Consider the following 26,191-nt stretch of genomic DNA (forward strand, 5'->3'; position numbering starts at 1 on the left):
GAATAAATGCCTAGTTATTATTGATATTAATTATCAATTGCATTGACATATTTCCTGCTCTATCTAGAATGCGAATCTCTTATTTCCGCTTGGATGCGCATTATGAAAAATATTTCTCTGGCTATTATTTCCTCTATTTTGTCGTTTACCAGTTATTGTTCAGTAGCAAAAGAGCTGACAAAGACTGTGGTCGCTCATGTAACTGCATCGACAGCAGACACATTGAGCATTACACACGCTGCTGGCGTCACTCAAATCCATAAGAACCCACAACGTGTGATTCTGTTTGATTTTGGTACCTATGATTCACTGGAAGAGCTAGGGCTGACAAGCCACGTCGTTGGTTTGCCAAAATCAATACCTAGCTATATAAAAGGTAAAGTATCATCTTCAATCACTGAAGTTGGGGGAATGAAAGACCCTGATTTAAATGCGATTGCACTGTTACAGCCTGATTTGATTATTATCACAGGCCGTCAAGGCAATTCATATGAGGCGCTTTCCGCTATCGCGCCAACGATTAGTTTAGCTACTGATCAGAATACATATTTTTCATCCGTGAAGACAAATGCGGAATTATTAGGCCAGATATTTGATAAAAAAGATGACGTTGCTCGCTATATCGAGGCTTTATCTCATCAAATAGCGTCTATAAAGTCTGATAAAGCGCCGGAGAATCTTACTGCTTTAACGTTGATACATAACAATGGCAATTTTGGCGTGACTCACCAACCTATTGTTTTTGATGTATTAGGGATGAAACCGGCAAAGGTTACCCTGCCAAAATCAGATAATAGTAATAAGAAGCGCGTGCCGTTAACAACGCACGACATCGCTCAGACAAATCCGGATATTATTTTCATTGTGGACCGCAGCGCGGCTATTGGCACAACACCGTTGGATAAAGCAAAATTTGAAGATGACAATCTGCGTTCTACATCGGCCTTTAAAAATGGAAAGATCGTTTATCTGACGCCTGATCTTTGGTATTTATCGGGGGCAGGTTTAAAGAGTACAGCAGCACAATTAACTGAGGTAGCAAACGCACTTTAGCGCTGAGGTGCAATTAACGGCGGTATAAGATAATGCCGCCACTTTTATTCTCTTCTGGCTACACATCTATTTATCCAAAAATTCAAAGAAGGATCGGTTAGACTAAGCGTAGTTTAGTCAGGATGAGATCCTTGTTTCATGTCTAATAGCCGTGCATCGCTTACCAAATTCACTACATTTGGAATTAACGCCAAAGCCAAAGATATTATTGTTGCCACATCACCGGATTCTTTAGCGGAATTCTGGCGCATAGCAGTCGATCGACATGATCCTGTTTTGATCTTGGGTGAGGGCAGTAACGTATTATTTCTAGAGGATTTTTCTGGAACCATACTACTGAATCGTATTAAAGGTATCACTATTACGGAAGACCGTGATAGCTGGCGACTTCATGTGGGGGCGGGAGAGAATTGGCATGAGCTGGTGAAATATTCACTGGAACAGGGCATGTCTGGTCTTGAAAACCTTGCGTTGATCCCTGGATGCGCGGGCTCTGCACCCATTCAAAATATTGGCGCTTATGGGATCGAATTCCAAAGAGTTTGTGATTACGTCGATGTATTGAATTTACGCACGAATGAAGTCTTTCGTTTAACCGCTGATGAATGTCACTTTGGCTATCGGGAAAGTATTTTCAAGCACAACTACCGCGATGGCTACGCGATTATCGCTGTAGGTGTCCGTCTAGAGAAGCGGTGGCAGCCAGTATTGAACTATGGTGATTTAACCCTGCTGCCTCGTGAAACGGTAACGCCGAAGCAGGTCTTTGATTCAGTTTGCCATATGCGAAAGACAAAACTGCCTGATCCACATGAAACGGGTAATGCGGGTAGTTTCTTCAAAAACCCGGTCGTGACGGCAGCCGTTGCAGCGCAGATTAAAGCGATATTCCCTGATGCCCCTATGTACCCACAAGCATCGGGTGATATGAAGCTTGCTGCTGGTTGGCTTATCGACCGCTGTGACCTTAAAGGGTTTCAGGTTGGTGGAGCCGCGGTACATCAGAAGCAGGCATTGGTTTTAATTAATAAAGATCATGCTACGAGTGCTGACGTTGCTATGCTAGCGCAAGCTGTACGCAACAGGGTAGCAGAGAAATTTGATGTGTGGCTAGAACCTGAGGTTCGTTTTATATCGGCTACTGGTGAAGTTAATGCGGTTGAGGTTTTGTCATGAAAGATATCAGCGTTCCCTTACGCTTAATCAATATTCTCTCTGATGGTGAGTTTCATTCAGGGGAATACCTTGGTGAGCTGATGGGAATGAGCCGAGCGGGCGTCAATAAGCATATCCAGACAATCCGTGATTGGGGAATCGATGTTTTCACGGTTCCAGGTAAAGGTTACAGCCTACCATCGCCGATGCAGCTGCTTGATGAGCAAGAGATTACAAAACAGCTACCCGAAGGTGGCGTAACGGTACTCCCCGTGGTTGACTCCACTAACCAGTATCTACTCGATCGTATACACGAACTGCGCTCTGGTGATGCATGTGTCGCTGAATATCAGCAAGCGGGTCGTGGTCGTCGTGGTCGACACTGGTTTTCACCTTTTGGTGCTAACCTTTACCTCTCAATGTTCTGGCGTTTAGAACAAGGCCCTGCGGCGGCGATGGGCTTAAGTTTGGTGATTGGGATCGTGATGGCTGAAGTGTTGCGAGAGCTTGGTGCTCCAGATGTGAAGGTGAAGTGGCCAAACGATCTTTATCTCAATGATAAGAAGTTAGCGGGTATCCTCGTCGAATTGACAGGGAAAACCGGTGATGCTGCGAATATTGTTATTGGCGCTGGCATCAACTTATCTATGCGTTCTCCTGATACTTCGATAGTTAATCAACAGTGGATTAATCTTCAGGAGGCTGGCGTTAGAATCAATCGCAACGAATTAGTTGCCCGTTTATTGAAGCGACTGCGTGATACTTTGATTGATTTTGAAACACGTGGTTTGGCTCCTTTTGTCGAGCGCTGGCGTGAGCTTGATAATTTTATTGACCGTCCAGTTAATCTTCTGATTGGTGAGCAAAAAATTTACGGGATTGCTCGAGGTATCGACGCTCAGGGAGCGCTGCTTCTAGACCGAGAAGGTGAAGTGACGCCATTCATCGGTGGTGAGATTTCACTGCGTGGTGCATAACCAAGAGGGCATCAGAAATGATGCCCTCTTTCTAGCAAATCTCAATGGATTATTTACGCAGACGCACGCTTTCAACGGCGTGATTTCCACCCTTAGTCATGATCAGGCTAGCGCGTTCACGGGTCGGAAGGATGTTCTGTGTTAAGTTCAATCCATTGATTTCTTTCCATAGATTTGTCGCTATTTCAACAGCTTCTGATTCTGGTAACTGAGAGTAGTGATGGAAGTATGAGTCTGGATTGGAAAATGCACCTTGGCGGAATTTCAAGAATCGATTGATATACCAGCCTTGTAGTAAATCTTCTGGCGCATCTACATAAATTGAGAAATCTACGAAGTCAGACACGAAAACACGGTGTGGATCGTGTGGATAATCCATGCCGCTTTGCAGAACATTCAATCCTTCTAAAATAAGTATATCCGGCTGCTCAATGACCTTGCAGCTGTCCGGAATAATATCGTAGATCAAATGAGAATATTGCGGAGCGGTGACTCGTGGAGCTCCGGATTTAATCTCAGAAACAAAGCGCACGAGATTTTGAATATCGTACGATTGTGGGAATCCTTTTTTCTTCATCAAACCGCGTTCTTGCAGCACTTTATTAGGATGCAGGAAACCATCGGTTGTCAGTAGTTCAACTTTACGGTGCTCTGGCCAACGGCTCAATAGCGCCTGTAATACGCGAGCCGTAGTGCTTTTCCCAACGGCTACGCTACCGGCAATCCCAATGATATAAGGGATGCGCGGGCCATTAGTGCCTAAAAACTGTTCGAGAACGGCTTGGCGGCGAACGTTTGAGCTGAAATAGAAATTAAGTAGGCGAGAAAGTGGCAGATAGATTTGAGCAACTTCTTCTAACGAAAGATCTTCGTTAATACCCTTTAGATTAGCAATTTGTTCTTCCGTCAGCGTTAATGGAACGGAGTTACGCAGCGCAGCCCATTGTTGGCGACTAAACTGTAGATACGGTGTCGCCAAAGATTGATCTTTCTTCATATGCCCAATTCTGCCTGTTAGCGCGGGTCGGGAACGGCGACAGACGCCAACTCCAGATGGATAACGAGCTGCACATTATAATCAGCTTCGTTATTGTCGCAGTGTTTTTTTTTAAAACTTTGACTCAATCTACGTAATGGTTGTAATGCAATCAAGAGATGAGAGGAATGTAAGAAAGGAAAAAAGCGGAGGCTAAAAATAAATGTGCCACCGCTAGGAGAACTTAGCTGGCTTTTGCCGGTTGGGCAACGGCGAAGAGGCGTTTGTAGTAGATAGCAGTAGGGTGATATTGACCGTCGGGGGTGCAGGCATAGTCAGGGATCTCCCCCATGCACCGATAACCTTCGGTTCGATAGAAAGCTTCAGCTGCCGATCCCGCTTGAGTATCTAAATAGAGTAAGCCTCGATGTGCCTGCATAGCTGACTTTTCAAGCGTGACAATCAGCTGGTGCGCAACCCCTAAGCGGCGTGCGCTGCTGTGGACCATGAGTTTTTGAATTTCAGCCCGGTTGCGACCATTAGGCTTCTGGCAAAGAGAAAGCTGCACTGTACCAATCACACGATGCTCATCACGGGCTATCCACAATAACAGCTCTCCTTTGGCAATCAGGGGCCGCAGGCTATGGAAGTAGCATTCAGCGTCATAATGATCAATCTGCGTGTCATACCCTAAAGAGGCACCGTTAGCGACCGCATCCGTTAGAAGCAGAGCAAGTTCGCTGCGGTATACTGGCAAAGTAGTATCGTTAATCAGCACAATCTTCATAGATGATTCCTCCAAACGTTTCATGACTTGGTATAAGCAAAGAGCAGGCCAAGACGCAGATCTGCTCATTACGTGGGGGAGTCAGCCTAATAAGTGTAGCTTTTGCTTTGCATTGGTGCAGAAGCCATAAAATGAATGCACCAGAAAAGTGTGACTGTGATCAAAACCTTTGTTTTTGATCACGCTGCCGTGGCTGTGAAACACGAGATGTTGAATGATGCGAAGCGGCCTGCAGGGACTAAAATCTTGCTAATTAATGAGCAATTGAACAGTCTAAAAGACGTTTTTGACTGTTTTCTGACCGAAGGTGCGCAAAGTTGAATTTTTTTGTTGCATAGAGCACGAACACTACCTAGAATGCGACCCACTTGATGCCGGCTTAGCTCAGTTGGTAGAGCAACTGACTTGTAATCAGTAGGTCACCAGTTCGATTCCGGTAGCCGGCACCATCAAGTAAAAGCAACACCAAGTGGTGGGGTTCCCGAGCGGCCAAAGGGAGCAGACTGTAAATCTGCCGTCTCAGACTTCGAAGGTTCGAATCCTTCCCCCACCACCATTTATTCGCCTTAGAGATAGGGCCTGAGGTGTGGTTTAATCCTACATCTCAAAATGTATCAGTGAAGATCTCACTTCATCGATACAAAACTCTACAGAACAATCAGGTAGCCGAGTTCTAGGATGCGGGCATCGTATAATGGCTATTACCTCAGCCTTCCAAGCTGATGATGCGGGTTCGATTCCCGCTGCCCGCTCCAAGTATTGCTGATATGGCTCAGTTGGTAGAGCGCACCCTTGGTAAGGGTGAGGTCCCCAGTTCGACTCTGGGTATCAGCACCACTTCTTTTCTCCTCCTCTGATTTCATTCTGTAAAATATTCAGCTAGTGCATACAAATCATTTGCTTGGTTGATGTGGTGATATCACCGATTTATCCGTGTCTTAGAGGGACAATCGATGTCTAAAGAAAAGTTTGAACGTACAAAACCGCACGTTAACGTCGGTACTATCGGCCACGTTGACCATGGTAAAACAACGCTGACCGCTGCAATCACTACCGTTCTGGCTAAAACCTACGGTGGTTCTGCACGTGCATTCGACCAGATCGATAACGCGCCAGAAGAAAAAGCTCGTGGTATCACCATCAACACTTCTCACGTTGAATATGACACCCCGTCACGTCACTACGCGCACGTTGACTGCCCAGGGCATGCTGACTACGTTAAAAACATGATCACCGGTGCTGCACAGATGGACGGCGCTATTCTGGTTGTTGCTGCGACTGACGGCCCTATGCCTCAGACTCGTGAGCACATCCTGTTGGGTCGTCAGGTTGGCGTTCCTTACATCATCGTGTTCCTGAATAAATGCGACATGGTTGATGATGAGGAGCTGCTGGAACTGGTAGAAATGGAAGTTCGTGAACTTCTGTCTCAGTACGACTTCCCAGGTGATGATACTCCAATCATCCGTGGTTCTGCTCTGAAAGCGCTGGAAGGCGAAGCTGAGTGGGAAGCTAAGATCGTAGAACTGGCTGAAACTCTGGATTCTTACATCCCAGAACCAGAACGTGCTATCGACAAGCCATTCCTGCTGCCAATCGAAGACGTATTCTCTATCTCTGGCCGTGGTACTGTTGTTACCGGTCGTGTAGAGCGCGGTATTGTTAAAGTTGGTGAAGAAGTTGAGATCGTTGGTATCAAAGATACTGTTAAATCAACTTGTACCGGCGTTGAAATGTTCCGTAAACTGCTGGACGAAGGTCGTGCAGGCGAGAACGTTGGTGTTCTGCTGCGTGGTATCAAGCGTGAAGACATCGAACGTGGTCAGGTTCTGGCTAAACCAGGTACCATCAAGCCACACACCAAGTTCGAGTCAGAAGTTTATATTCTGAGCAAAGATGAAGGCGGCCGTCATACTCCGTTCTTCAAAGGCTACCGTCCACAGTTCTACTTCCGTACAACTGACGTGACCGGTACCATCGAACTGCCAGAAGGCGTAGAAATGGTAATGCCAGGTGATAACATTCAGATGATTGTTAACCTGATCCACCCAATCGCAATGGATGATGGTCTGCGTTTCGCAATCCGCGAAGGTGGCCGTACCGTTGGTGCAGGTGTTGTTGCTAAAGTCATCGAATAAGATTTGACGCGACACGCGATAAAAGGGCATCATTTGATGCCCTTTTTCTACGCTAGTGATACTAGAACCTATCTCATCAGTAGTTTTAGCGTCATAATTACAGGTGAGATGGGCTCTGATAGTACGGCGTATCGTGCCGAATAGCGGATCATTTATCTGATCTCGCTCTTTCTTTGAAGAGGTAACCGCGCTTATCGCGTTTGTTTCTTGTAAGATACCCATTCGGTTTGGTTTGCCTCGCGTTGCGGGGCGAAGTTGTTTTTCACAATCTAGTGACAGGTTGGTTTATGAGTGCGAATACCGATGCTCAAGGGAGCGGGCGCGGCCTACAAGCGCTAAAATGGCTGGTTGTCGCCGTGCTGCTGATCGTGGCCATCGTAGGTAACTTCCTTTACCGTGATGTGAGTCTGCCACTGCGCGCGATGGCTGTAGTCGTGATTATCGCAATTGCTGGTGCCGTAGCATTATTGACAACTCAAGGTAAGGCTACCGTGGCATTTGCCCGTGAAGCGCGTACCGAAATGCGCAAGGTCATCTGGCCAACGCGTCAGGAAACGTTGCACACAACATTGATCGTGGCTGCGGTCACCGCCGTCATGTCACTGATTCTGTGGGGACTGGATGGTATTCTGGTCCGTTTAGTTTCGTTTATTACTGGCCTGAGGTTCTAAGATGTCTGAAGCCCCTAAAAAGCGTTGGTACGTCGTTCAGGCGTTTTCCGGTTTTGAAGGCCGTGTAGCCCAATCGCTGCGCGAGCACATTAAACTGCACAACATGGAAGAGTTGTTCGGTGAAGTCATGGTTCCGACAGAAGAAGTTGTCGAAATCCGTGGCGGGCAACGTCGCAAAAGCGAACGTAAATTTTTCCCTGGTTACGTGTTAGTTCAGATGGTAATGGAAGATGCCAGCTGGCACTTAGTGCGTAGCGTGCCGCGTGTGATGGGCTTCATCGGCGGAACTTCTGATCGTCCAGCGCCAATCAGTGACAAAGAAGTTGATGCTATCATGAACCGTCTGCAGCAGGTTGGTGATAAGCCTCGTCCGAAAACTCTGTTCGAGCCAGGCGAAATGGTTCGCGTCAGCGATGGTCCATTTGCCGACTTTAACGGTGTGGTTGAAGAAGTTGACTACGAAAAAAGCCGCCTGAAAGTTTCTGTTTCTATCTTTGGTCGTGCGACCCCAGTAGAGCTAGACTTTAGCCAGGTAGAAAAAGGCTGATAAAAAATTAAGCGATCGCTATGATTGCTGATTGCCAGAGGCGCGAAATTGAACTACAATTTCGCGCCTTTTGTTTTTATGCGCACCACATTTTCGGATGTATCGCGTGTAAACGTTTTGCAAATAACGGGGAGCCTTTTTGAGGCGTTATCACCCAATCGAGGATATTTACCATGGCCAAGAAAGTACAAGCCTACGTTAAGCTGCAAGTTGCAGCCGGTATGGCAAACCCAAGTCCGCCAGTTGGTCCAGCTCTGGGTCAGCAAGGCGTTAACATCATGGAATTCTGTAAGGCGTTCAATGCTAAGACTGACAGCATTGAAAAAGGTCTGCCGATCCCTGTTGTTATTACCGTTTATTCTGACCGTTCTTTCACCTTCGTTACCAAAACGCCTCCAGCAGCAGTACTGCTGAAGAAAGCAGCTGGTATCAAGTCTGGTTCTGGCAAGCCGAACAAAGACAAAGTAGGTAAAGTAACGAGTGCTCAGGTTCGTGAAATCGCAGAAACCAAAGCTGCGGACATGACTGGTTCTGACGTTGAAGCGATGATTCGCTCCATCGAAGGTACTGCTCGTTCCATGGGCCTGGTAGTGGAGGACTAAGAAATGGCTAAGCTGACCAAGCGCATGCGCGTGATCCGTGACAAAGTTGATGTTACTAAACAATATGACATCACCGAAGCCGTTGCTCTGTTAAAAGAGCTGGCCACTGCTAAATTCGTTGAAAGCGTTGACGTTGCTGTCAACCTTGGCATCGATGCTCGTAAATCTGACCAAAACGTACGTGGTGCTACCGTTCTGCCACACGGCACCGGTCGTTCAGTACGCGTTGCTGTATTTGCTCAGGGTGCGAACGCTGAAGCTGCTAAAGCTGCAGGCGCAGAACTGGTAGGTATGGAAGATCTGGCTGACCAGATCAAAAAAGGCGAAATGAACTTCGACGTTGTTATCGCATCTCCAGATGCAATGCGCGTTGTTGGCCAGTTGGGTCAGGTTCTGGGTCCACGTGGCCTGATGCCAAACCCTAAAGTTGGTACTGTAACTCCTAACGTTGCTGAAGCAGTTAAGAATGCTAAAGCAGGTCAGGTTCGTTATCGTAACGACAAAAACGGCATCATTCACAGCACCATCGGCAAAGTTGATTTCGACTCTAACCAGTTGAAAGAAAACTTGGAAGCTCTGCTGGTTGCTCTGAAGAAAGCTAAACCTGCGACTGCTAAAGGCGTTTTCATCAAGAAAATCAGCCTGTCCACCACCATGGGTGCTGGCGTAGCAATCGAACAGGGTAGCCTGACCGCAGTAGCTAACTAATTCTCTCAGAGAATAGCTAATTGCGTTTTCGCTTTACGCGGGCGCGAGATTTGTATAAAATCTGACGCCCGCGCATTCTTTAATGAATATAAAGCGAACGAATTTTCGGTTGGAGTCTGGCCTTATCCAGACCTCCGTCCAAGACCGCAGGTGCATCGAAAGATGCTTAATCGTCCTGCGTAGACGGTGACAGAACCTAAAAAATCTTTTGATTACTGGATTCTGCTCACCGTATTTAACGCCTAGACCGTTTTCGGTTTTAGGTGATGTGAGTTCCGGGGAATCCTCCCCGGCCAAAATCCAGGAGCTAAAGCTAATGGCATTAAATCTTCAAGACAAACAAGCGATTGTTGCTGAAGTCATCGAAGTAGCCAAAGGCGCGCACTCTGCTGTTATTGCTGACTCTCGTGGCGTAACAGTAGATAAGATGACTGAACTGCGTAAAGCAGGTCGTGAAGCTGGCGTTTACATGCGTGTTGTTCGCAACACCTTGATGCGTCGCATCGTTGAAGGCACTCCATTCGAATGCCTGAAAGACACGTTTGTTGGTCCAACCTTAGTTGCATTTTCTATGGAACACCCGGGCGCAGCTGCTCGTCTGTTCAAAGATTTCGCGAAAGCGAATGCAAAATTTGAGGTTAAAGCTGCAGCCTTTGAAGGTGAGTTGATTCCAGCGGCTCAGATCGACCGCCTGGCAACTCTGCCAACTTACGAAGAAGCAATCGCACGCCTGATGGCAGCCATGAAAGAAGCCTCTGCAGGCAAATTGGTTCGCACTCTCGCTGCTCTGCGCGATCAGAAAGAAGCTGCTTAATCAGCCTTTCTTTTCTAACGCGTTTGCTTACGTATAATCTATTTCTGAATTTTAGGAACAATTTTTATGTCTATCTCTAAAGACGATATCTTGAATGCAGTTTCCGAAATGTCTGTAATGGACGTTGTTGAACTGATCTCCATGATGGAAGAGAAGTTTGGTGTTTCTGCTGCTGCAGCTGTAGCTGTTGCTGCGGGTCCAGCTGAAGCTGCTGAAGAAAAAACTGAATTTGACGTTATTCTGAAAGCTGTTGGCGCTAACAAAGTTGCAGTGATCAAAGCTGTACGTGGCGCAACTGGTCTGGGCTTGAAAGAAGCTAAAGATCTGGTTGAATCTGCACCAGCTACACTGAAAGAAGGCGTTAGCAAAGATGACGCTGAAGGCCTGAAAAAATCTCTGGAAGAAGCTGGCGCTGAAGTTGAAGTTAAATAAGCCAACTCTTTTGGTAGCAGCCTAAGCAATTAGGCTGATGGCTGGTGACTTTTTGGTCACCAGCCTTTTTGCGCTGTAAAGGATGCTCGTGGTATTTCACACTGTTTGGCCACTAGTATTCCCTCAATACTTGTTTCTATCTTCGACTTAATATATTGCGGCTTTCCACTTTGGGAGTTCCGAAGTAAAGCGTAACGAAATGGTTTAAGAGTGATAGAAACAAGTATTGCGAAAGGTGTTTCTGCCTTTCGGTCACAAAATGGTGTTGCATGAACTGTCCTACTAGGACGGACAGAGTGGGTCACTGATCAGCGAGCTGAGGAACCCTATGGTTTACTCCTATACCGAGAAAAAACGTATTCGTAAGGATTTTGGTAAGCGTCCACAAGTTTTGGACATACCTTATCTCCTTTCTATCCAGCTTGACTCGTTCCAGAAATTTATCGAGCAAGATCCGGAAGGGCAGCACGGCCTGGAAGCAGCATTCCGTTCCGTATTCCCAATCCAGAGTTACAGTGGTAATTCCGAGCTGCAGTATGTCAGCTATCGTCTCGGTGAGCCGGTATTCGATGTTAAAGAATGCCAGATCCGTGGCGTAACTTACTCCGCTCCGCTGCGCGTTAAACTGCGTCTGGTGATTTACGAGCGTGAGGCGCCGGAAGGCACCGTTAAAGACATCAAAGAACAAGAAGTCTACATGGGTGAAATTCCACTCATGACTGATAACGGTACCTTCGTTATCAACGGTACTGAGCGCGTAATCGTATCTCAGTTACACCGTAGCCCAGGCGTGTTCTTTGACAGCGATAAGGGTAAAACCCATTCATCGGGTAAAGTGCTGTATAACGCACGTATCATCCCTTACCGTGGTTCATGGTTAGATTTCGAATTCGATCCGAAAGACAACCTGTTTGTGCGTATTGACCGTCGCCGTAAATTACCTGCGACCATTATTCTGCGCGCATTGAACTTTACGACTGAACAGATCCTTGACCTGTTCTTCGACAAAGTTGTCTTCGAGATTCGTGACAATAAACTGCAGATGGAGCTAGTTCCAGAACGTCTGCGTGGCGAAACTGCGTCCTTCGATATCGAAGCTGACGGCAAGGTCTATGTTGAAAAAGGCCGCCGTATTACCGCACGCCACATTCGCCAATTGGAAAAAGACGGCATTACGCTGATCGAAGTTCCAGTTGAGTACATTGCTGGTAAAGTCGTCGCTAAAGATTTCATCGACGAAAATACCGGTGAGCTGATCTGTGCAGCCAACATGGAGCTGTCACTGGATCTGCTGGCTAAGCTGAGCCAAGCGGGTTACAAGCGTATCGAAACGCTGTTCACCAATGACTTGGATCACGGTGCTTATATTTCTGAGACCATTCGCGTCGATCCAACTAGCGACCGCTTAAGCGCGCTGGTTGAAATCTATCGCATGATGCGTCCTGGTGAGCCACCAACACGCGAAGCAGCTGAAAACCTGTTCGAGAACCTGTTCTTCTCCGAAGACCGCTATGATCTGTCTGCGGTTGGTCGTATGAAGTTCAACCGTTCTCTGCTGCGTGAAGAGATTGAAGGCTCCGGTATCCTGAGCAAAGACGACATCATTGAAGTGATGCGTAAACTCATCGATATCCGTAACGGTAAAGGCGAAGTGGACGATATCGACCACTTGGGTAACCGTCGTATCCGTTCCGTGGGCGAAATGGCTGAGAACCAGTTCCGTGTGGGTCTGGTACGTGTTGAGCGTGCAGTTAAAGAGCGTCTGTCTCTGGGCGACCTCGATATGCTGATGCCTCAGGACATGATCAACGCCAAGCCAATTTCTGCAGCCGTTAAAGAGTTCTTTGGTTCCAGCCAGCTGTCTCAGTTCATGGACCAAAACAACCCGCTGTCAGAAATTACGCATAAGCGTCGTATCTCCGCGTTGGGCCCAGGTGGTTTGACTCGTGAGCGCGCAGGCTTTGAAGTTCGAGACGTTCATCCGACTCACTACGGTCGTGTATGTCCAATCGAAACGCCTGAAGGTCCAAACATCGGTCTGATCAACTCCCTGTCTGTTTATGCACAGACTAACGAATACGGCTTCTTGGAAACTCCATACCGCCGCGTTCGTGATGGAATTGTAACTGATGAGATTCATTACCTGTCTGCTATTGAAGAAGGCAACTACGTCATCGCTCAGGCGAACTCCAACTTGGACGACGAAGGCCGCTTTGTAGAAGATCTGGTTACTTGCCGTAGCAAAGGCGAATCAAGCTTGTTCAGCCGCGATCAGGTTGACTACATGGACGTTTCTACCCAGCAGGTGGTTTCTGTCGGTGCTTCCCTGATCCCGTTCTTGGAACACGATGACGCCAACCGTGCATTGATGGGTGCGAACATGCAACGTCAGGCCGTTCCAACTCTGCGTGCTGATAAGCCGCTGGTTGGTACTGGTATGGAACGTGCTGTAGCCGTTGACTCCGGTGTTACCGCTGTTGCTAAACGTGGTGGTGTGATCCAGTACGTGGATGCTTCTCGTATCGTTATCAAAGTTAACGAAGATGAGATGTACCCGGGCGAAGCAGGCATTGATATTTATAACCTGACCAAATACACCCGTTCTAACCAGAACACCTGCATCAGCCAGATGCCGTGTGTCAATCTGGGCGAACCAATTGAACGTGGCGACGTGCTGGCTGACGGCCCGTCTACCGATCTGGGTGAATTGGCTCTGGGTCAGAACATGCGCGTGGCATTCATGCCATGGAACGGTTACAACTTCGAAGACTCCATCTTGGTGTCTGAGCGTGTTGTACAGGAAGATCGCTTCACTTCTATCCACATCCAGGAACTGGCTTGTGTGTCTCGTGACACCAAACTGGGGCCTGAAGAGATCACCGCTGACATCCCTAACGTGGGTGAAGCTGCGCTCTCCAAACTGGATGAATCCGGTATCGTTTATATCGGTGCAGAAGTGAAAGGTGGTGACATTCTGGTTGGTAAAGTAACGCCTAAAGGCGAAACTCAGCTGACTCCAGAAGAGAAACTACTGCGCGCTATCTTCGGTGAGAAAGCATCTGATGTTAAAGATTCTTCTCTGCGCGTTCCAAACAGCGTTTCTGGTACCGTTATCGACGTACAGGTCTTTACTCGCGACGGCGTAGAAAAAGACAAACGTGCGCTTGAAATCGAAGAGATGCAGCTGAAGCAGGCTAAGAAAGACCTGACTGAAGAACTGCAGATCTTGGAAGCTGGCTTGTTTGCCCGTATCCATGACGTGCTGGTATCTGGTGGTGTTGAAGCTGAGAAATTGGCTAAGCTGCCACGCGACCGCTGGTTAGAACTGGGTCTGGCTGATGAAGCTAAACAGAACCAGCTCGAACAGTTGGCTGAGCAGTACGACGAACTGAAATCTGATTTCGAGAAGAAACTGGATGCTAAGCGTCGTAAGATCACTCAGGGCGACGATCTGGCTCCAGGCGTACTGAAAATTGTTAAGGTTTATCTGGCGGTTAAACGTCAGATCCAGCCTGGTGACAAGATGGCAGGCCGCCACGGTAACAAGGGTGTTATCTCTAAGATCAACCCGATCGAAGATATGCCTTACGATGAAAACGGTACTCCGGTTGACATCGTACTGAACCCGCTGGGCGTACCATCACGTATGAACATCGGTCAGATCCTGGAAACCCACTTGGGTATGGCTGCAAAAGGTATTGGTGAGAAAATTAACGCCATGCTGAAGCAGCAGCAGGAAGTGACCAAGCTTCGTGAGTTCATTCAGAAAGCCTACGATCTGGGCGATAACACGCGTCAGACCGTTGATCTGAACACCTTTACCGATGACGAAGTTATGCGTCTGGCTGAGAACCTGAAAAAAGGTCTGCCAATCGCAACACCAGTCTTCGATGGTGCGAAAGAGAAAGAAATCAAAGAGCTTCTGACATTAGGTGGCATTCCTACCTCTGGTCAGATCACGCTGTTTGATGGCCGTACCGGCGAGCAGTTTGAGCGTCAGGTTACTGTCGGCTACATGTATATGCTGAAACTGAACCACTTGGTTGATGACAAAATGCATGCGCGTTCTACCGGTTCTTACAGCTTGGTTACTCAGCAGCCGCTGGGTGGTAAAGCTCAGTTCGGTGGTCAGCGCTTCGGTGAGATGGAAGTATGGGCACTGGAAGCGTATGGCGCTGCCTACACGCTGCAGGAAATGCTGACCGTCAAGTCCGACGATGTAAACGGCCGTACCAAGATGTACAAAAACATCGTGGATGGCGACCACCGTATGGAACCAGGCATGCCGGAATCCTTCAACGTATTGTTGAAAGAAATCCGCTCGCTCGGTATTAACATTGAGCTGGAAGACGAGTAATTCGTTCATTCGAATTGCAAGTAACACCAGCCGCTAGGCGCCCTGTGAAAGCAGGGCGCTTAGTCAGTGGTTGCACTGGTCACAGGGGCATTTGGGTGGTATCCGAGTGCCCAACAGGTCTAACTCCGACAGGAGCCAATCCGTGAAAGACTTACTGAAGTTTCTGAAAGCTCAAACTAAGACCGAAGAGTTTGACGCGATCAAAATTGCTCTGGCCTCGCCAGACATGATCCGTTCTTGGTCTTTCGGCGAAGTTAAGAAGCCGGAAACCATTAACTACCGTACGTTCAAACCAGAACGTGACGGCCTTTTCTGCGCCCGTATCTTTGGGCCGGTAAAAGATTACGAATGCCTGTGCGGTAAGTACAAGCGTTTAAAACACCGCGGTGTTATCTGCGAAAAATGTGGTGTTGAAGTTACTCAGACTAAAGTACGTCGTGAGCGTATGGGCCATATCGAACTGGCTTCTCCGACTGCACACATCTGGTTCCTGAAATCACTGCCATCCCGTATCGGCTTGCTGTTAGACATGCCGCTGCGTGATATTGAACGCGTTCTGTATTTTGAGTCTTATGTCGTTGTTGAAGGCGGCATGACCAATCTGGAACGTCGTCAGATCCTGACTGAAGAGCAGTATCTGGACGCTCTGGAAGAGTTCGGTGACGAATTCGACGCGAAGATGGGTGCTGAAGCTATCCAAGGTCTGTTGAAAAACATGGATCTGGAAGCGGAATGCGAACAGCTGCGCGAAGAGTTGAACGAAACCAACTCCGAAACCAAACGTAAAAAGCTGACTAAGCGTATCAAGCTGCTGGAAGCGTTCGTTCAGTCTGGTAACAAACCAGAGTGGATGATCCTGACAGTTCTGCCGGTTCTGCCGCCAGATCTGCGTCCATTGGTACCGCTGGACGGTGGTCGTTTCGCAACTTCTGACCTGAACGATCTGTATCGTCGCGTCATTAACCGTAACAACCGTCTGAAACGTCTGCTGGATCTGGCTGCGCCGGACATCATCGTACGCAACGAAAAACGTATGCTTCAGGAAGCGGTTGACGCCCTGTTGGATAACGGTCGTCGCGGCCGTGCGATCACCGGTTCAAATAAACGTCCTCTGAAATCTTTGGCCGATATGATCAAAGGTAAGCAGGGTCGTTTCCGTCAGAACCTGTTGGGTAAACGTGTTGACTACTCCGGTCGTTCTGTAATCACCGTAGGTCCATACCTGCGTCTGCATCAGTGCGGTCTGCCTAAAAAAATGGCGTTGGAGCTGTTCAAGCCGTTCATCTACGGCAAGCTGGAACTGCGTGGTCTTGCTACCACCATTAAAGCTGCGAAGAAAATGGTTGAGCGCGAAGAAGCTGTCGTTTGGGATATCCTGGACGAAGTTATCCGCGAACACCCAGTGATGCTGAACCGTGCACCAACACTGCACCGTTTGGGTATCCAGGCATTTGAACCGTTACTGATCGAAGGTAAAGCTATTCAGCTTCATCCGCTGGTTTGTGCGGCATATAACGCCGACTTCGATGGTGACCAGATGGCTGTTCACGTACCGTTGACGCTGGAAGCCCAGCTGGAAGCGCGTGCGTTGATGATGTCTACCAACAACATCCTGTCACCTGCGAACGGCGAGCCAATCATCGTTCCTTCTCAGGACGTTGTATTGGGTCTGTATTACATGACTCGTGACTGTGTTAACGCTAAAGGCGAAGGCATGGTTCTGAGTGGCCCTAAAGAAGCAGAGCGTATTTATCGCGCTGGTCTGGCTTCTCTGCATGCTCGCGTTAAAGTGCGTATTACGCAAACCGAGAAAAATGCAGAAGGCGAATGGGTAACAAGTACCGGTTTGATCGACACCACCGTTGGTCGTGCGATTCTGTGGATGATTGTGCCCCAGGGCCTGCCATACAGCATCGTTAACCAGCCGCTGGGTAAAAAAGCGATCTCCAAGATGCTGAACACTTGTTACCGCATTCTGGGCTTGAAACCGACCGTTATCTTTGCTGACCAAATCATGTACACCGGTTTTGCCTACGCTGCGCGTTCAGGTGCTTCCGTTGGTATCGATGATATGGTTATTCCAGAGAAGAAAGTGGAAATCATTTCTGAAGCCGAAGCAGAAGTTGCTGAGATTCAGGAACAGTTCCAGTCTGGTCTGGTTACCGCGGGCGAACGTTACAACAAAGTCATCGATATTTGGGCTGCGGCCAACGAACGTGTTGCTAAAGCGATGATGGAAAACCTGTCTACCGAGCTGGTTATTAACAGCAAGGGTGAAGAAGAGCGTCAGGTTTCCTTCAACAGTATCTTTATGATGGCCGACTCCGGTGCTCGTGGTTCTGCTGCGCAGATTCGTCAGCTGGCCGGTATGCGTGGTCTGATGGCTAAGCCAGATGGCTCCATCATCGAAACGCCAATCACCGCGAACTTCCGTGAAGGTCTGAACGTACTCCAGTACTTCATCTCTACTCACGGTGCTCGTAAAGGCTTGGCGGATACCGCACTGAAAACTGCGAACTCCGGTTACCTGACTCGTCGTCTGGTAGACGTAGCGCAAGACTTGGTCGTTATCGAAGATGACTGTGGTACCCACAACGGCATCGTGATGACTCCGGTTATCGAAGGTGGTGACGTTAAAGAGCCACTGCGCGATCGCGTATTGGGTCGTGTAACGGCTGAAGAAGTTCTGAAGCCAGGCACCGCAGATATTCTGGTTCCACGTAACACCCTGCTGAATGAAAAATGGTGTGATCTGTTAGAAGAACACTCCGTTGACATCATCAAGGTTCGTTCCGTTGTTAGCTGTGAAACCGACTTCGGTGTGTGTGCACACTGCTACGGTCGTGACTTGGCTCGTGGCCACATCATCAACAAGGGTGAGGCAATCGGGGTTATCGCGGCACAGTCCATCGGTGAACCTGGTACACAGCTGACGATGCGTACGTTCCACATCGGTGGTGCGGCATCTCGTGCGGCAGCAGAGTCCAGTATTCAGGTGAAAAACAAAGGTCATCTGAAACTGAACAACGCTAAGTTCGTTCTGAATAGCGATAAGAAGCTGGTTATTACCTCTCGTAATACCGAGCTGAAACTGATCGACGAATTCGGCCGTACTAAAGAAAGCTATAAAGTGCCTTACGGCTCTGTTATGGCTAAAGGCGATGGCGCTGAAGTCAACGGCGGCGAAACTGTAGCTAACTGGGACCCGCATACCATGCCGGTTGTTTCAGAAGTTAGCGGTTTCATCCGTTTCACTGACATCATCGATACTCAGACCATTACCCGCCAGACCGACGAACTGACCGGTTTGTCTTCTCTGGTTGTTCTGGATTCTGCAGAGCGTACCGGTAGCGGTAAAGATCTGCGTCCAGCACTGAAAATCGTTGACGCTAAAGGCGACGATGTATTGATCCCAGGCACCGATATGGCTGCTCAATACTTCCTGCCAGGTAAAGCGATCGTTCAGTTGGAAGATGGTACTCAGATCCATGCGGGTGACACCTTGGCGCGTATTCCTCAGGAATCCGGCGGTACCAAGGATATTACCGGTGGTCTGCCACGCGTTGCTGACCTGTTCGAAGCACGTCGTCCGAAAGAACCTGCGATCTTGGCAGAAATTACGGGTGTCATTTCCTTCGGTAAAGAAACCAAAGGTAAACGTCGTCTGGTAATTACTCCGCTGGATGGTAGCGAACCGTACGAAGAGATGATTCCGAAATGGCGTCAGCTGAACGTGTTCGAAGGCGAACGTGTAGAACGTGGTGACGTGGTTTCCGATGGTCCAGAATCTCCGCATGACATTCTGCGTCTGCGTGGCGTTCATGCTGTGACTCGTTACATCACCAACGAAGTGCAGGACGTTTACCGTCTGCAAGGCGTTAAGATTAACGATAAACACATCGAAGTCATCGTGCGTCAGATGCTGCGTAAAGCAACCATCGATAGCGCTGGTAGCTCTGAGTTCTTGGAAGGCGAACAGGTTGAGTTCTCTCGCGTTAAAATCGCGAACCGTGAGTTGGAAGCGAACGGCAAGATTGCGGCAACATTCAGCCGTGACCTGCTGGGTATCACCAAAGCTTCCCTGGCGACTGAGTCCTTCATCTCTGCGGCTTCGTTCCAGGAAACGACTCGCGTTCTGACCGAAGCTGCCGTTGCTGGTAAGCGTGATGAACTGCGCGGCCTGAAAGAAAACGTAATCGTGGGTCGTCTGATCCCAGCTGGTACTGGTTACGCGTATCATCAGGATCGTGCTCGCCGTAAAGCTCAGGGCGAAGCTCCTGTTGCTCCACAGGTGAGTGCGGAAGAAGCAACTGCTAACTTGGCAGAGTTGCTGAACGCAAGCATGCGTGGCGACGACGAGTAATCGTTGATTCGTGCCTAATAAAAACCGCTCCTTCGGGAGCGGTTTTTTTATGTCTGAAATTTAGAAAGTATCTTTAGAAGAGGCAGGCTAACCGAGCTTCGGAGACCCGGCTAGCCTGTTTTGGTCAGCAGAGCTTAGAGGGATGAATCAGCTCTGACTAATGCTTAAGCTGCATCAGTGGATGTACTTTATGCTGCCTAATTTCTATTTCTACCCGATAGTTTTTGAACTGGAATGCACGCTATTGATAAACACCTTTTGTTGCAGCGTTGCCATTAAACCTGCGGTGCTCTTCCCAAATATCCATCCCAGTCTTTCCACACCGGCTGTAGCCCTGATGAAACCAACGATGCTGCAACCTGCGTAGGGGTTCGTCCGTCGTGAGGTGTGAACTGCTCGAGTTCTGGATGATTATCTGCATAGCCTCCAGGCTGGGTTTTTGAAAATGCGCTGACGTTATTGATGGCGAGTGGCACGACGTTATCCCTGAATTCAGGAGATTCACGCGTAGAAAGGGATAGCTCAATCTCGGGGGCAAAAATACGAAATGCGCAGATGGTTTGCACCAGCTGAGCTTCATCCATAATTGATGCCGGTTCAATGCCGCCGGTACACGGGCGTAAACGCGGAAACGAAATAGAGTATCGGCTCTGCCAATAGGTTTGTTGGAGCCACGTTAAATGCTCCGCGACCATAAAACAGTCGGTTCGCCAATTATCCGATAGCCCAATGAGTGCACCTATCCCGATCTTGTCGATCCCCGCTTTGCCTAAACGATCGGGAGTTTCAAGTCGCCAAAAGAAATCCTGCTTATTTCCTTTTAAGTGATGTTGAGCGTAGACCGAGGGATGATAGGTTTCTTGATAGACCATCACGCCGTCTAACCCTAGCGTTTTGAGCTCTGCATATTCTTCCTGTGCCAATGGCTGAACTTCCATCATTAGCGAACTGAAATGACGCCGGATTTTAGGTAAATGTTGGCGGAAATAATCCATCCCGACTTTTGCCTGATGCTCGCCGGTGACTAGCAAAAGACTGTCAAATCCCATAGCGCGAATGGCTTCACATTCACGTTCTATCTCTGCTTCATTCAGCGTTTTGCGCTTAAGGCGGTTGCTCATCGAGAAGCCGCAATAGGTGCAATCGTTAGCGCACAGATTTGAGAGATAAAGGGGAACATAAAACCCTACCGTGTTGCCGAAGCGTTGGCGTGTAAGCTGCTGTGCTTTGTGCGCCATCGGTTCGAGATAGCGAGCTGCCGCCGGTGATAGCAGAGCTAACATATCTTCACGATCGGGCCGTACGGCCATTAATGCACGTTCAACATCGGTATTCGTTTTGCCGTTGATTCTTAGCCCGATATCATCCCAGTTCAGCTGTTGCCAGCGTTGTGTGAAGGTTTCCACAATCTAAACCTCCAGTTTCGATGAATGCAAAAACCCGGTCAGTGGGCTGGTGGCGTTGGCATGATGGCTTGGAGAACCCAAACCGCTTTGGTAAGCAATCCTGCCAGCCTCAACGGCGAGCCTAAAAGCTTTTGCCATCGCCACGGGATCACGAGCAACAGCGATAGCGGTGTTAACCAAAACGGCGTCTGCGCCCAGTTCCATCGCTGCGCTGGCATGGCTGGGGGCGCCAATCCCAGCATCGACAATCACTGGGATCTTCGTTTGCTCAATGATGATTTGCAGAAATTCTCGGGTAATAATTCCTTGATTAGAACCAATAGGTGCACCAAGTGGCATGACGGCGGCACAGCCGACTTCCTCTAAACGCTTGCACAAAACAGGATCGGCACCGCAATACGGTAGAACGACAAAACCTGCCTTCACTAATATTTCTGCTGCTTTGAGGGTTTCTATTGGGTCTGGTAGCAAATAGCGAACGTCGGGATGAATTTCAAGTTTCACCCAGTGAGTCCCTAGCGCCTCGCGAGCCAGCTTAGCCGCAAATACGGCCTCTTCGGCAGTTTTGGCTCCAGAAGTATTGGGCAGCAGGTTGGCATTAAGCTTGCGAAGCGGAGCAAGAATGGCGTCGTTGCCACTTTTAAGATCAACGCGTTTCATAGCCATCGTAATGAGCTGAGAGCCAGACTCATTCAGCGCTGCGAGCATTTTTTCCGCCGAAGAAAACTTTCCGGTTCCGGTGAAAAGGCGTGAAGAAAATGTTTTATCTGCAATCTGTAACATCTCAACCTCCAGCAATAGCTTGGAACACCACAACGTCATCTCCTTCGGCAAGCTGCTGTGTTGCCCAGTGCTCGCGGGGGAGAATCGTTTGATTAAGCGCCAGCGCGGTACCTTGCTGGTGTCGGCCTAGTTGTATCAGTAAATCCTCGATGCTGGTGGGAGTATCGAGCGCTATTTTTTCATCGTTGACGGTGATCTTCATACGCTATGTGCTCCGCATACTGGGCAGGCAGGAGCGCGTTTCAGGCCAAACGTACGCCAGCTTTGCTGACGCCCATCGAAAAGCCGCAGTTTTCCCGCTAAAGCAGAAGGCATACCGGCGAGCATCTTGATGGCTTCTAGTGCTTGGAGTGTACCGATCACGCCAACAACTGGGCCAAGTACGCCGGCATTACGGCAATTGCGCTGAGGCTCCACGTCGTCTGGCCATAGGCATCGATAACAGCCCTGTGCAAACGGCGGTTCAATGACCATGAGTTGTCCGCCAAATCCCACGGCACTGCCGTTGATCAACGGCTTATTTTGGGACACGCAGGTGGAATTTACCGCCTGACGCGTAGGCATGTTGTCGCTACAGTCGAGGATTAAATCAACTTGTGCCACAGCCTCCCGAAGAACATCACCGGCTAAGCGTTCAGATAGGGTGATGAACTCCACCTGAGGATTCAGATCCTGTAAGCGTTGCTTTGCTGTTTCCGCTTTAGAATGATCTAGATCGTGGGTGGTATATAGGATCTGGCGCTGGAGATTGCTGATATGCAGACGATCGTCGTCAGCGAGAAGGATCTTGCCGACGCCTGCGGCCGCCAAGTACATGGCGGCCGGAGCGCCTAATCCACCCAATCCAACAATTAAGACGCTAGCCTTGCTGAGATTTTCCTGCCCCTGAGAGCCAATTTCTTCGAGCAGCAGCTGGCGGCTATAGCGCATAAAATCGTGATCGCTAAGCATCTTTGGCTCTCCGATTCTCAATAAGCTGTAGCAAAGTATCAGTAGCTGCCAGCCAGTCCGGTGCCTGCGTAATGGCGCTGACTACGGCAACGCTGCCCACGCCACATTCCAGCACTGCCGGAACGCGATCGATGCTGATCCCGCCGATAGCGACGGTGGAATAATCAGGAATACGGGCAACCTGCCGTTTGAGATCGATAAGCCCCTGTGGTTCAGAAGGCATCACTTTGGTTTGGGTGGGAAATATGTGCCCTAATGCGATATAGGAAGGGTGATAAGACAGGGCACGATCCATTTCGGCATCGTCATGTGTGGAGAGTCCTAAACGAAGCTGCGCGTCGCTGATTGCTTGAAGATCGGCGATATCCAGATCTTCTTGGCCTAGGTGGACGCCGTAAGCACGATGTTTAATGGCGAGTTGCCAATAATCATTAATAAATAAACGTGCCTGATAGTGTCGGCCTAAGGCAATGGCGTCAACGATATCAGATTCTACCGCTTGTTCAGGTTGATCTTTAATTCGTAACTGGATCGTGCGTACGCCAGCTTTGAGCAGGCGCTCAATCCATTCAACGCTATCGACGACGGGATAAAGACCAAGGCGCTGTTCGGTAGTTGGGAAGGATAATTGAGTCATTAGCTTTTCTCCGTTTGTAGATTGCTGGCGGTGTGATAGATCTCGCTACCTTTCGCACGAAAGGCTTCAGACATCTGTGCCATACCCACTTCAACCGGCTGAGCTAATTCTTCTTGTTTTGCGGCATAATCACGCACTTCCTGAGAGATCTTCATTGAGCAGAATTTTGGCCCACACATTGAGCAAAAATGTGCCACTTTGCCTGATTCTTGCGGCAGCGTTTCGTCGTGATAGGCTCTTGCCGTATGAGGATCTAACGCCAGATTGAACTGGTCTTCCCAGCGGAATTCAAAGCGGGCTTTTGACATGGCATTATCGCGGATCTGAGCGCCCGGATGCCCTTTGGCAAGATCGGCGGCATGCGCTGCGATCTTGTAAGTGATGAGACCTTGTTTAACGTCTTCTTTGTTGGGTAAACCCAAGTGCTCTTTGGGGGTGACATAGCAGAGCATGGCACAACCGAACCAGCCAATCATGGCGGCGCCGATCCCTGAAGTGAAATGGTCATAACCCGGAGCAATATCCGTTGTCAGTGGCCCCAGTGTATAAAAAGGCGCTTCGTGGCAGTGCTCTAGCTCTTCGGTCATGTTGCGGCGGATCATCTGCATTGGCACATGCCCTGGACCTTCGATCATGACTTGAACATCATATTCCCACGCAATTTTGGTGAGTTCGCCGAGCGTATGGAGTTCTGCAAATTGAGCTTCGTCGTTAGCATCTTGAATCGAACCCGGACGCAGTCCATCGCCCAATGATAGCGCCACATCATAGGCTGCGCAGATTTGGCAAATTTCACGGAAGCGCTCGAAGAGGAAGTTTTCTTTATGATGTGAAAGGCACCATTTGGCCATAATCGAACCGCCACGGGAGACGATCCCGGTAAGGCGTTTAGCCGTCATTGGAACGTAGCGTAACAGCACACCGGCGTGAATGGTAAAATAGTCAACGCCTTGTTCTGCCTGTTCTAGCAGCGTATCGCGAAAGATTTCCCAGTTGAGGTTTTCGGCAATTCCGTTCACTTTTTCTAATGCTTGATAGATCGGAACGGTGCCGATTGGCACTGGGCTGTTGCGTAAAATCCATTCGCGAGTCTCATGAATATAGCGGCCAGTGGACAGGTCCATAACGGTATCAGCGCCCCAACGGGTTGACCACACTAGCTTTTCCACTTCTTCTTCAATCGAAGAGGTCACGGCGGAGTTACCGATATTCGCATTCACCTTCACCAAGAAATTACGGCCAATTATCATGGGTTCTGATTCGGGATGATTGATATTAGAAGGGATAATGGCGCGTCCGGCGGCAACTTCACTGCGGACAAATTCGGCCGTGATATCTTTTGGCAGCAGCGCGCCAAAATTTTGCCCAGGATGTTGCTGACGCAGCACGTCGCCACGAATACGTTCGCGGCCCATGTTTTCACGGATAGCGATGAATTCCATTTCTGGCGTGACGATCCCCTGACGTGCGTAATGAAGCTGCGTTACACACTTGCCTGTTTTCGCACGGCGTGGCTGCGGCAGATTGTCGAAGCGTAAATGATCGAGTCCGTCATCGGCTAAGCGTTGTTGGGTATAGGCGGAGCTCAGCTGATTTAGTCGCTCGGTATCAGCTCGCTCGGCAATCCATTGGTGACGAAGCGGCTTTAGGCCATTGCGCACGTCTAAATCGGCATTGGGATCGCCGTAAGGGCCCGCTGTATCGTAAACTGGAATTGGCTCGTTGGGCTCATACTGTGGGTTATCTTTGCTGCCACCGAGCAGCGTTGGGCTAAGCTGGATCTCGCGCATCGGCACGCGAATATCCTCACGCGAGCCGGTTAGGTAGATGCGTTGGGAGTTAGGATAGGCTTCACCGCGAAGATGATCGATAAAAGCCTGAGCCTGTGCGCGCTGTTCACGGCGAGAAAGCGGGGCTTGGGTGGTTTCTTTTTTATTCATAGACATAGCAAATTCCTACCAGTGTTCTGGTTTAACAATGATTAAAAATCAAGTTGGAGAATTGCTTGTCTGGAGCTCGGAGGGAGTAATAGATAGCAGGCACCCCATCAGCGATAGAAAAATGCTGGTGGGTGCAAAGGATTACTCTTGTTCCCTTCGCGGGTATTAACCCGATCAGGTTCCGCGGATCCCGAATTAACGGTCTCAGCCTGAAGTGGGAAAGGATCCCGCTTACTAGGCACTCCGACAAGAGTGCCCAGTGTAGGAGCGGGAGAGCAAAACTGCAAGCTGTTAACTAAGCTGTAATGTCTATGCTACTTTCAGGCGTTATGCTGGGCGCGCCAATGAATCATCATTATCCGCAGCGGGCGTATTGGCCTGCCAGATGTCATAGGCAATTTGGATCAGGTTGTCTTCTAAGGCAAAACGGGCGGCTAGCGTTTCCCCGATGTGTGAAAGGGCGTCATGGAGAGCTAAACACTCTTCTTCGCTCAGTTCGTCATCGGTAAAGCGATCGTGGAACGCCATAATTAGCTTGGTATTATCGTGTAACGCGGGATAGATTTTTTTTGTTACTGCCATGTGCGGACTATCATCGCCGCCAACCAGCTCTACGATACGATCGTAAACATGGAAATGGCCGGCTGAGAGATAATCAACCAGATTGTGGCAGAAGTTCTCCAGCGCTTTTTCATTGAGCGGGGTATGCTTTTCTTTATTTGGTTTAATACCAACCAGTGCACAATAGGCCACGAGTAGTTGCTTGCGGGCTTGCAACCATTGGTCGATTAATTCATTACTACCACCTACGCGTTGAGTCAGATGTTCGAGACGGTTGAGCATATATTCAACTCCATGAGGTAAATGTTACAAATTAGCAACAATCGAATGCCA

Annotated in this window: 21 protein-coding genes, 4 tRNA genes and 1 riboswitch; of the genes, 16 read left to right on the plus strand and 9 right to left on the minus strand. The window is 48.9% G+C overall.

Features of this window, described 5'->3' with window-relative positions:
* The first annotated feature begins 102 nt into the window (after positions 1–102).
* The 3 genes from BN1044_RS00005 to birA all read left to right on the plus strand — a co-directional run bounded on the left by BN1044_RS00005 (position 103) and on the right by birA (position 3,185).
* Positions 103–1,053 carry a siderophore ABC transporter substrate-binding protein gene (locus BN1044_RS00005; RefSeq protein ID WP_072307029.1) on the plus strand — a complete coding sequence of 317 codons (951 nt, stop codon included), beginning with the start codon at positions 103–105 and terminating at the stop codon, positions 1,051–1,053.
* A 138-nt stretch (positions 1,054–1,191) separates the two neighbouring features.
* A complete protein-coding gene (gene murB, locus BN1044_RS00010; protein ID WP_072307030.1) occupies positions 1,192–2,229 on the plus strand; it encodes a UDP-N-acetylmuramate dehydrogenase in 1,038 nt (345 codons plus the stop codon).
* Positions 2,226–3,185: a bifunctional biotin--[acetyl-CoA-carboxylase] ligase/biotin operon repressor BirA gene (gene birA, locus BN1044_RS00015; RefSeq protein WP_072307031.1), complete on the plus strand. Its 960-nt coding sequence runs from the start codon at positions 2,226–2,228 to the stop codon at positions 3,183–3,185. Before murB ends, birA begins: the two co-directional genes overlap by 4 nt.
* Before the next feature lie 49 nt (positions 3,186–3,234).
* Here birA and coaA read toward each other — a convergent pair whose 3' ends face one another.
* Both coaA and BN1044_RS00025 read right to left on the minus strand, forming a co-directional pair.
* Entirely contained in the window at positions 3,235–4,182 is a 948-nt protein-coding gene (gene coaA / locus BN1044_RS00020) for a type I pantothenate kinase (protein WP_025802684.1), read from the minus strand.
* 223 nt (positions 4,183–4,405) lie between these two features.
* Positions 4,406–4,948: a GNAT family N-acetyltransferase gene (locus BN1044_RS00025; protein ID WP_072307032.1), complete on the minus strand. Its 543-nt coding sequence runs from the start codon at positions 4,946–4,948 to the stop codon at positions 4,406–4,408.
* Between the two features lie 373 nt (positions 4,949–5,321).
* On the opposite strand from BN1044_RS00025, the gene BN1044_RS00035 reads away from it, so the two are divergent.
* The 13 genes from BN1044_RS00035 to rpoC all read left to right on the plus strand — a co-directional run bounded on the left by BN1044_RS00035 (position 5,322) and on the right by rpoC (position 19,580).
* Positions 5,322–5,397 (plus strand) — tRNA-Thr (locus BN1044_RS00035).
* Positions 5,398–5,419: 22 nt separating this feature from the next.
* Positions 5,420–5,504 (plus strand) — tRNA-Tyr (locus BN1044_RS00040).
* A 124-nt stretch (positions 5,505–5,628) separates the two neighbouring features.
* A tRNA-Gly gene (locus tag BN1044_RS00045) sits at positions 5,629–5,703 on the plus strand.
* Between the two features lie 6 nt (positions 5,704–5,709).
* Positions 5,710–5,785, plus strand: a tRNA-Thr gene (locus BN1044_RS00050).
* Positions 5,786–5,901: 116 nt separating this feature from the next.
* Positions 5,902–7,086, plus strand: coding sequence for an elongation factor Tu (gene tuf / locus BN1044_RS00055; RefSeq protein ID WP_072307034.1), 1,185 nt, complete (start codon positions 5,902–5,904; stop codon positions 7,084–7,086).
* 287 nt (positions 7,087–7,373) lie between these two features.
* A complete protein-coding gene (secE, locus tag BN1044_RS00060) occupies positions 7,374–7,757 on the plus strand; it encodes a preprotein translocase subunit SecE (RefSeq protein ID WP_025802775.1) in 384 nt (127 codons plus the stop codon).
* Position 7,758: 1 nt separating this feature from the next.
* Entirely contained in the window at positions 7,759–8,304 is a 546-nt protein-coding gene (nusG, locus tag BN1044_RS00065) for a transcription termination/antitermination protein NusG (RefSeq protein WP_025802777.1), read from the plus strand.
* Between the two features lie 173 nt (positions 8,305–8,477).
* Positions 8,478–8,906 (plus strand): 50S ribosomal protein L11, encoded by a 429-nt coding sequence (gene rplK, locus BN1044_RS00070; protein ID WP_004089458.1) that lies wholly within the window; start codon positions 8,478–8,480, stop codon positions 8,904–8,906.
* Between the two features lie 3 nt (positions 8,907–8,909).
* Positions 8,910–9,614: a 50S ribosomal protein L1 gene (gene rplA, locus BN1044_RS00075; protein ID WP_025802781.1), complete on the plus strand. Its 705-nt coding sequence runs from the start codon at positions 8,910–8,912 to the stop codon at positions 9,612–9,614.
* Positions 9,615–9,930: 316 nt separating this feature from the next.
* Entirely contained in the window at positions 9,931–10,428 is a 498-nt protein-coding gene (gene rplJ / locus BN1044_RS00080; protein ID WP_025802783.1) for a 50S ribosomal protein L10, read from the plus strand.
* A 66-nt stretch (positions 10,429–10,494) separates the two neighbouring features.
* On the plus strand, positions 10,495–10,860 hold the full coding sequence (gene rplL, locus BN1044_RS00085; protein WP_025802785.1) for a 50S ribosomal protein L7/L12: 366 nt from the start codon (positions 10,495–10,497) through the stop codon (positions 10,858–10,860).
* 328 nt (positions 10,861–11,188) lie between these two features.
* Positions 11,189–15,217, plus strand: a complete 4,029-nt coding sequence (gene rpoB / locus BN1044_RS00090; RefSeq protein WP_072307035.1) for a DNA-directed RNA polymerase subunit beta — start codon at positions 11,189–11,191, stop codon at positions 15,215–15,217.
* Positions 15,218–15,359: 142 nt separating this feature from the next.
* Entirely contained in the window at positions 15,360–19,580 is a 4,221-nt protein-coding gene (gene rpoC, locus BN1044_RS00095) for a DNA-directed RNA polymerase subunit beta' (RefSeq protein ID WP_072307036.1), read from the plus strand.
* Positions 19,581–19,855: 275 nt separating this feature from the next.
* Here rpoC and thiH read toward each other — a convergent pair whose 3' ends face one another.
* The 7 genes from thiH to BN1044_RS00130 form a co-directional block, all read right to left on the minus strand.
* Positions 19,856–20,986 (minus strand): 2-iminoacetate synthase ThiH, encoded by a 1,131-nt coding sequence (gene thiH / locus BN1044_RS00100; RefSeq protein ID WP_072307037.1) that lies wholly within the window; start codon positions 20,984–20,986, stop codon positions 19,856–19,858.
* Between the two features lie 3 nt (positions 20,987–20,989).
* A complete protein-coding gene (locus tag BN1044_RS00105; protein WP_072307038.1) occupies positions 20,990–21,769 on the minus strand; it encodes a thiazole synthase in 780 nt (259 codons plus the stop codon).
* 1 nt (position 21,770) lies between these two features.
* Positions 21,771–21,971: a sulfur carrier protein ThiS gene (gene thiS, locus BN1044_RS00110; RefSeq protein ID WP_072307039.1), complete on the minus strand. Its 201-nt coding sequence runs from the start codon at positions 21,969–21,971 to the stop codon at positions 21,771–21,773.
* The gene (locus BN1044_RS00115) at positions 21,968–22,720 is read right to left on the minus strand and encodes a HesA/MoeB/ThiF family protein (RefSeq protein ID WP_072307040.1); all 753 of its coding nucleotides are present in this window, start codon (positions 22,718–22,720) and stop codon (positions 21,968–21,970) included. Before BN1044_RS00115 ends, thiS begins: the two co-directional genes overlap by 4 nt.
* Positions 22,713–23,357 carry a thiamine phosphate synthase gene (gene thiE / locus BN1044_RS00120; protein WP_072307041.1) on the minus strand — a complete coding sequence of 215 codons (645 nt, stop codon included), beginning with the start codon at positions 23,355–23,357 and terminating at the stop codon, positions 22,713–22,715. Before thiE ends, BN1044_RS00115 begins: the two co-directional genes overlap by 8 nt.
* Positions 23,357–25,303: a phosphomethylpyrimidine synthase ThiC gene (thiC, locus tag BN1044_RS00125; RefSeq protein WP_072307042.1), complete on the minus strand. Its 1,947-nt coding sequence runs from the start codon at positions 25,301–25,303 to the stop codon at positions 23,357–23,359. The genes thiE and thiC overlap by 1 nt, the downstream gene beginning before the upstream one ends.
* A gap of 128 nt (positions 25,304–25,431) precedes the next feature.
* Positions 25,432–25,553: riboswitch (TPP riboswitch) on the minus strand.
* 71 nt (positions 25,554–25,624) lie between these two features.
* Positions 25,625–26,140 carry an Rsd/AlgQ family anti-sigma factor gene (locus BN1044_RS00130; RefSeq protein WP_025802803.1) on the minus strand — a complete coding sequence of 172 codons (516 nt, stop codon included), beginning with the start codon at positions 26,138–26,140 and terminating at the stop codon, positions 25,625–25,627.
* Positions 26,141–26,191: the final 51 nt, after the last annotated feature.

Source organism: Hafnia alvei, assembly GCF_900095695.1.
In the GTDB taxonomy this organism is placed as follows: Bacteria; Pseudomonadota; Gammaproteobacteria; order Enterobacterales; family Enterobacteriaceae; genus Hafnia; species Hafnia alvei_B.

Excerpts from the sequence above, each read along its gene's own strand:
- BN1044_RS00005 (WP_072307029.1), top strand. The coding sequence starts at position 103 with ATGAAAAATATTTCTCTGGCTATTATTTCCTCTATTTTGTCGTTTACC.
- murB (WP_072307030.1), top strand. The coding sequence starts at position 1,192 with ATGTCTAATAGCCGTGCATCGCTTACCAAATTCACTACATTTGGAATT.
- birA (WP_072307031.1), top strand. The coding sequence starts at position 2,226 with ATGAAAGATATCAGCGTTCCCTTACGCTTAATCAATATTCTCTCTGAT.
- coaA (WP_025802684.1), bottom strand. The coding sequence starts at position 4,182 with ATGAAGAAAGATCAATCTTTGGCGACACCGTATCTACAGTTTAGTCGC.
- BN1044_RS00025 (WP_072307032.1), bottom strand. The coding sequence starts at position 4,948 with ATGAAGATTGTGCTGATTAACGATACTACTTTGCCAGTATACCGCAGC.
- tuf (WP_072307034.1), top strand. The coding sequence starts at position 5,902 with ATGTCTAAAGAAAAGTTTGAACGTACAAAACCGCACGTTAACGTCGGT.
- secE (WP_025802775.1), top strand. The coding sequence starts at position 7,374 with ATGAGTGCGAATACCGATGCTCAAGGGAGCGGGCGCGGCCTACAAGCG.
- nusG (WP_025802777.1), top strand. The coding sequence starts at position 7,759 with ATGTCTGAAGCCCCTAAAAAGCGTTGGTACGTCGTTCAGGCGTTTTCC.
- rplK (WP_004089458.1), top strand. The coding sequence starts at position 8,478 with ATGGCCAAGAAAGTACAAGCCTACGTTAAGCTGCAAGTTGCAGCCGGT.
- rplA (WP_025802781.1), top strand. The coding sequence starts at position 8,910 with ATGGCTAAGCTGACCAAGCGCATGCGCGTGATCCGTGACAAAGTTGAT.
- rplJ (WP_025802783.1), top strand. The coding sequence starts at position 9,931 with ATGGCATTAAATCTTCAAGACAAACAAGCGATTGTTGCTGAAGTCATC.
- rplL (WP_025802785.1), top strand. The coding sequence starts at position 10,495 with ATGTCTATCTCTAAAGACGATATCTTGAATGCAGTTTCCGAAATGTCT.
- rpoB (WP_072307035.1), top strand. The coding sequence starts at position 11,189 with ATGGTTTACTCCTATACCGAGAAAAAACGTATTCGTAAGGATTTTGGT.
- BN1044_RS00105 (WP_072307038.1), bottom strand. The coding sequence starts at position 21,769 with ATGTTACAGATTGCAGATAAAACATTTTCTTCACGCCTTTTCACCGGA.
- thiS (WP_072307039.1), bottom strand. The coding sequence starts at position 21,971 with ATGAAGATCACCGTCAACGATGAAAAAATAGCGCTCGATACTCCCACC.
- BN1044_RS00115 (WP_072307040.1), bottom strand. The coding sequence starts at position 22,720 with ATGCTTAGCGATCACGATTTTATGCGCTATAGCCGCCAGCTGCTGCTC.
- thiE (WP_072307041.1), bottom strand. The coding sequence starts at position 23,357 with ATGACTCAATTATCCTTCCCAACTACCGAACAGCGCCTTGGTCTTTAT.
- thiC (WP_072307042.1), bottom strand. The coding sequence starts at position 25,303 with ATGTCTATGAATAAAAAAGAAACCACCCAAGCCCCGCTTTCTCGCCGT.
- BN1044_RS00130 (WP_025802803.1), bottom strand. The coding sequence starts at position 26,140 with ATGCTCAACCGTCTCGAACATCTGACTCAACGCGTAGGTGGTAGTAAT.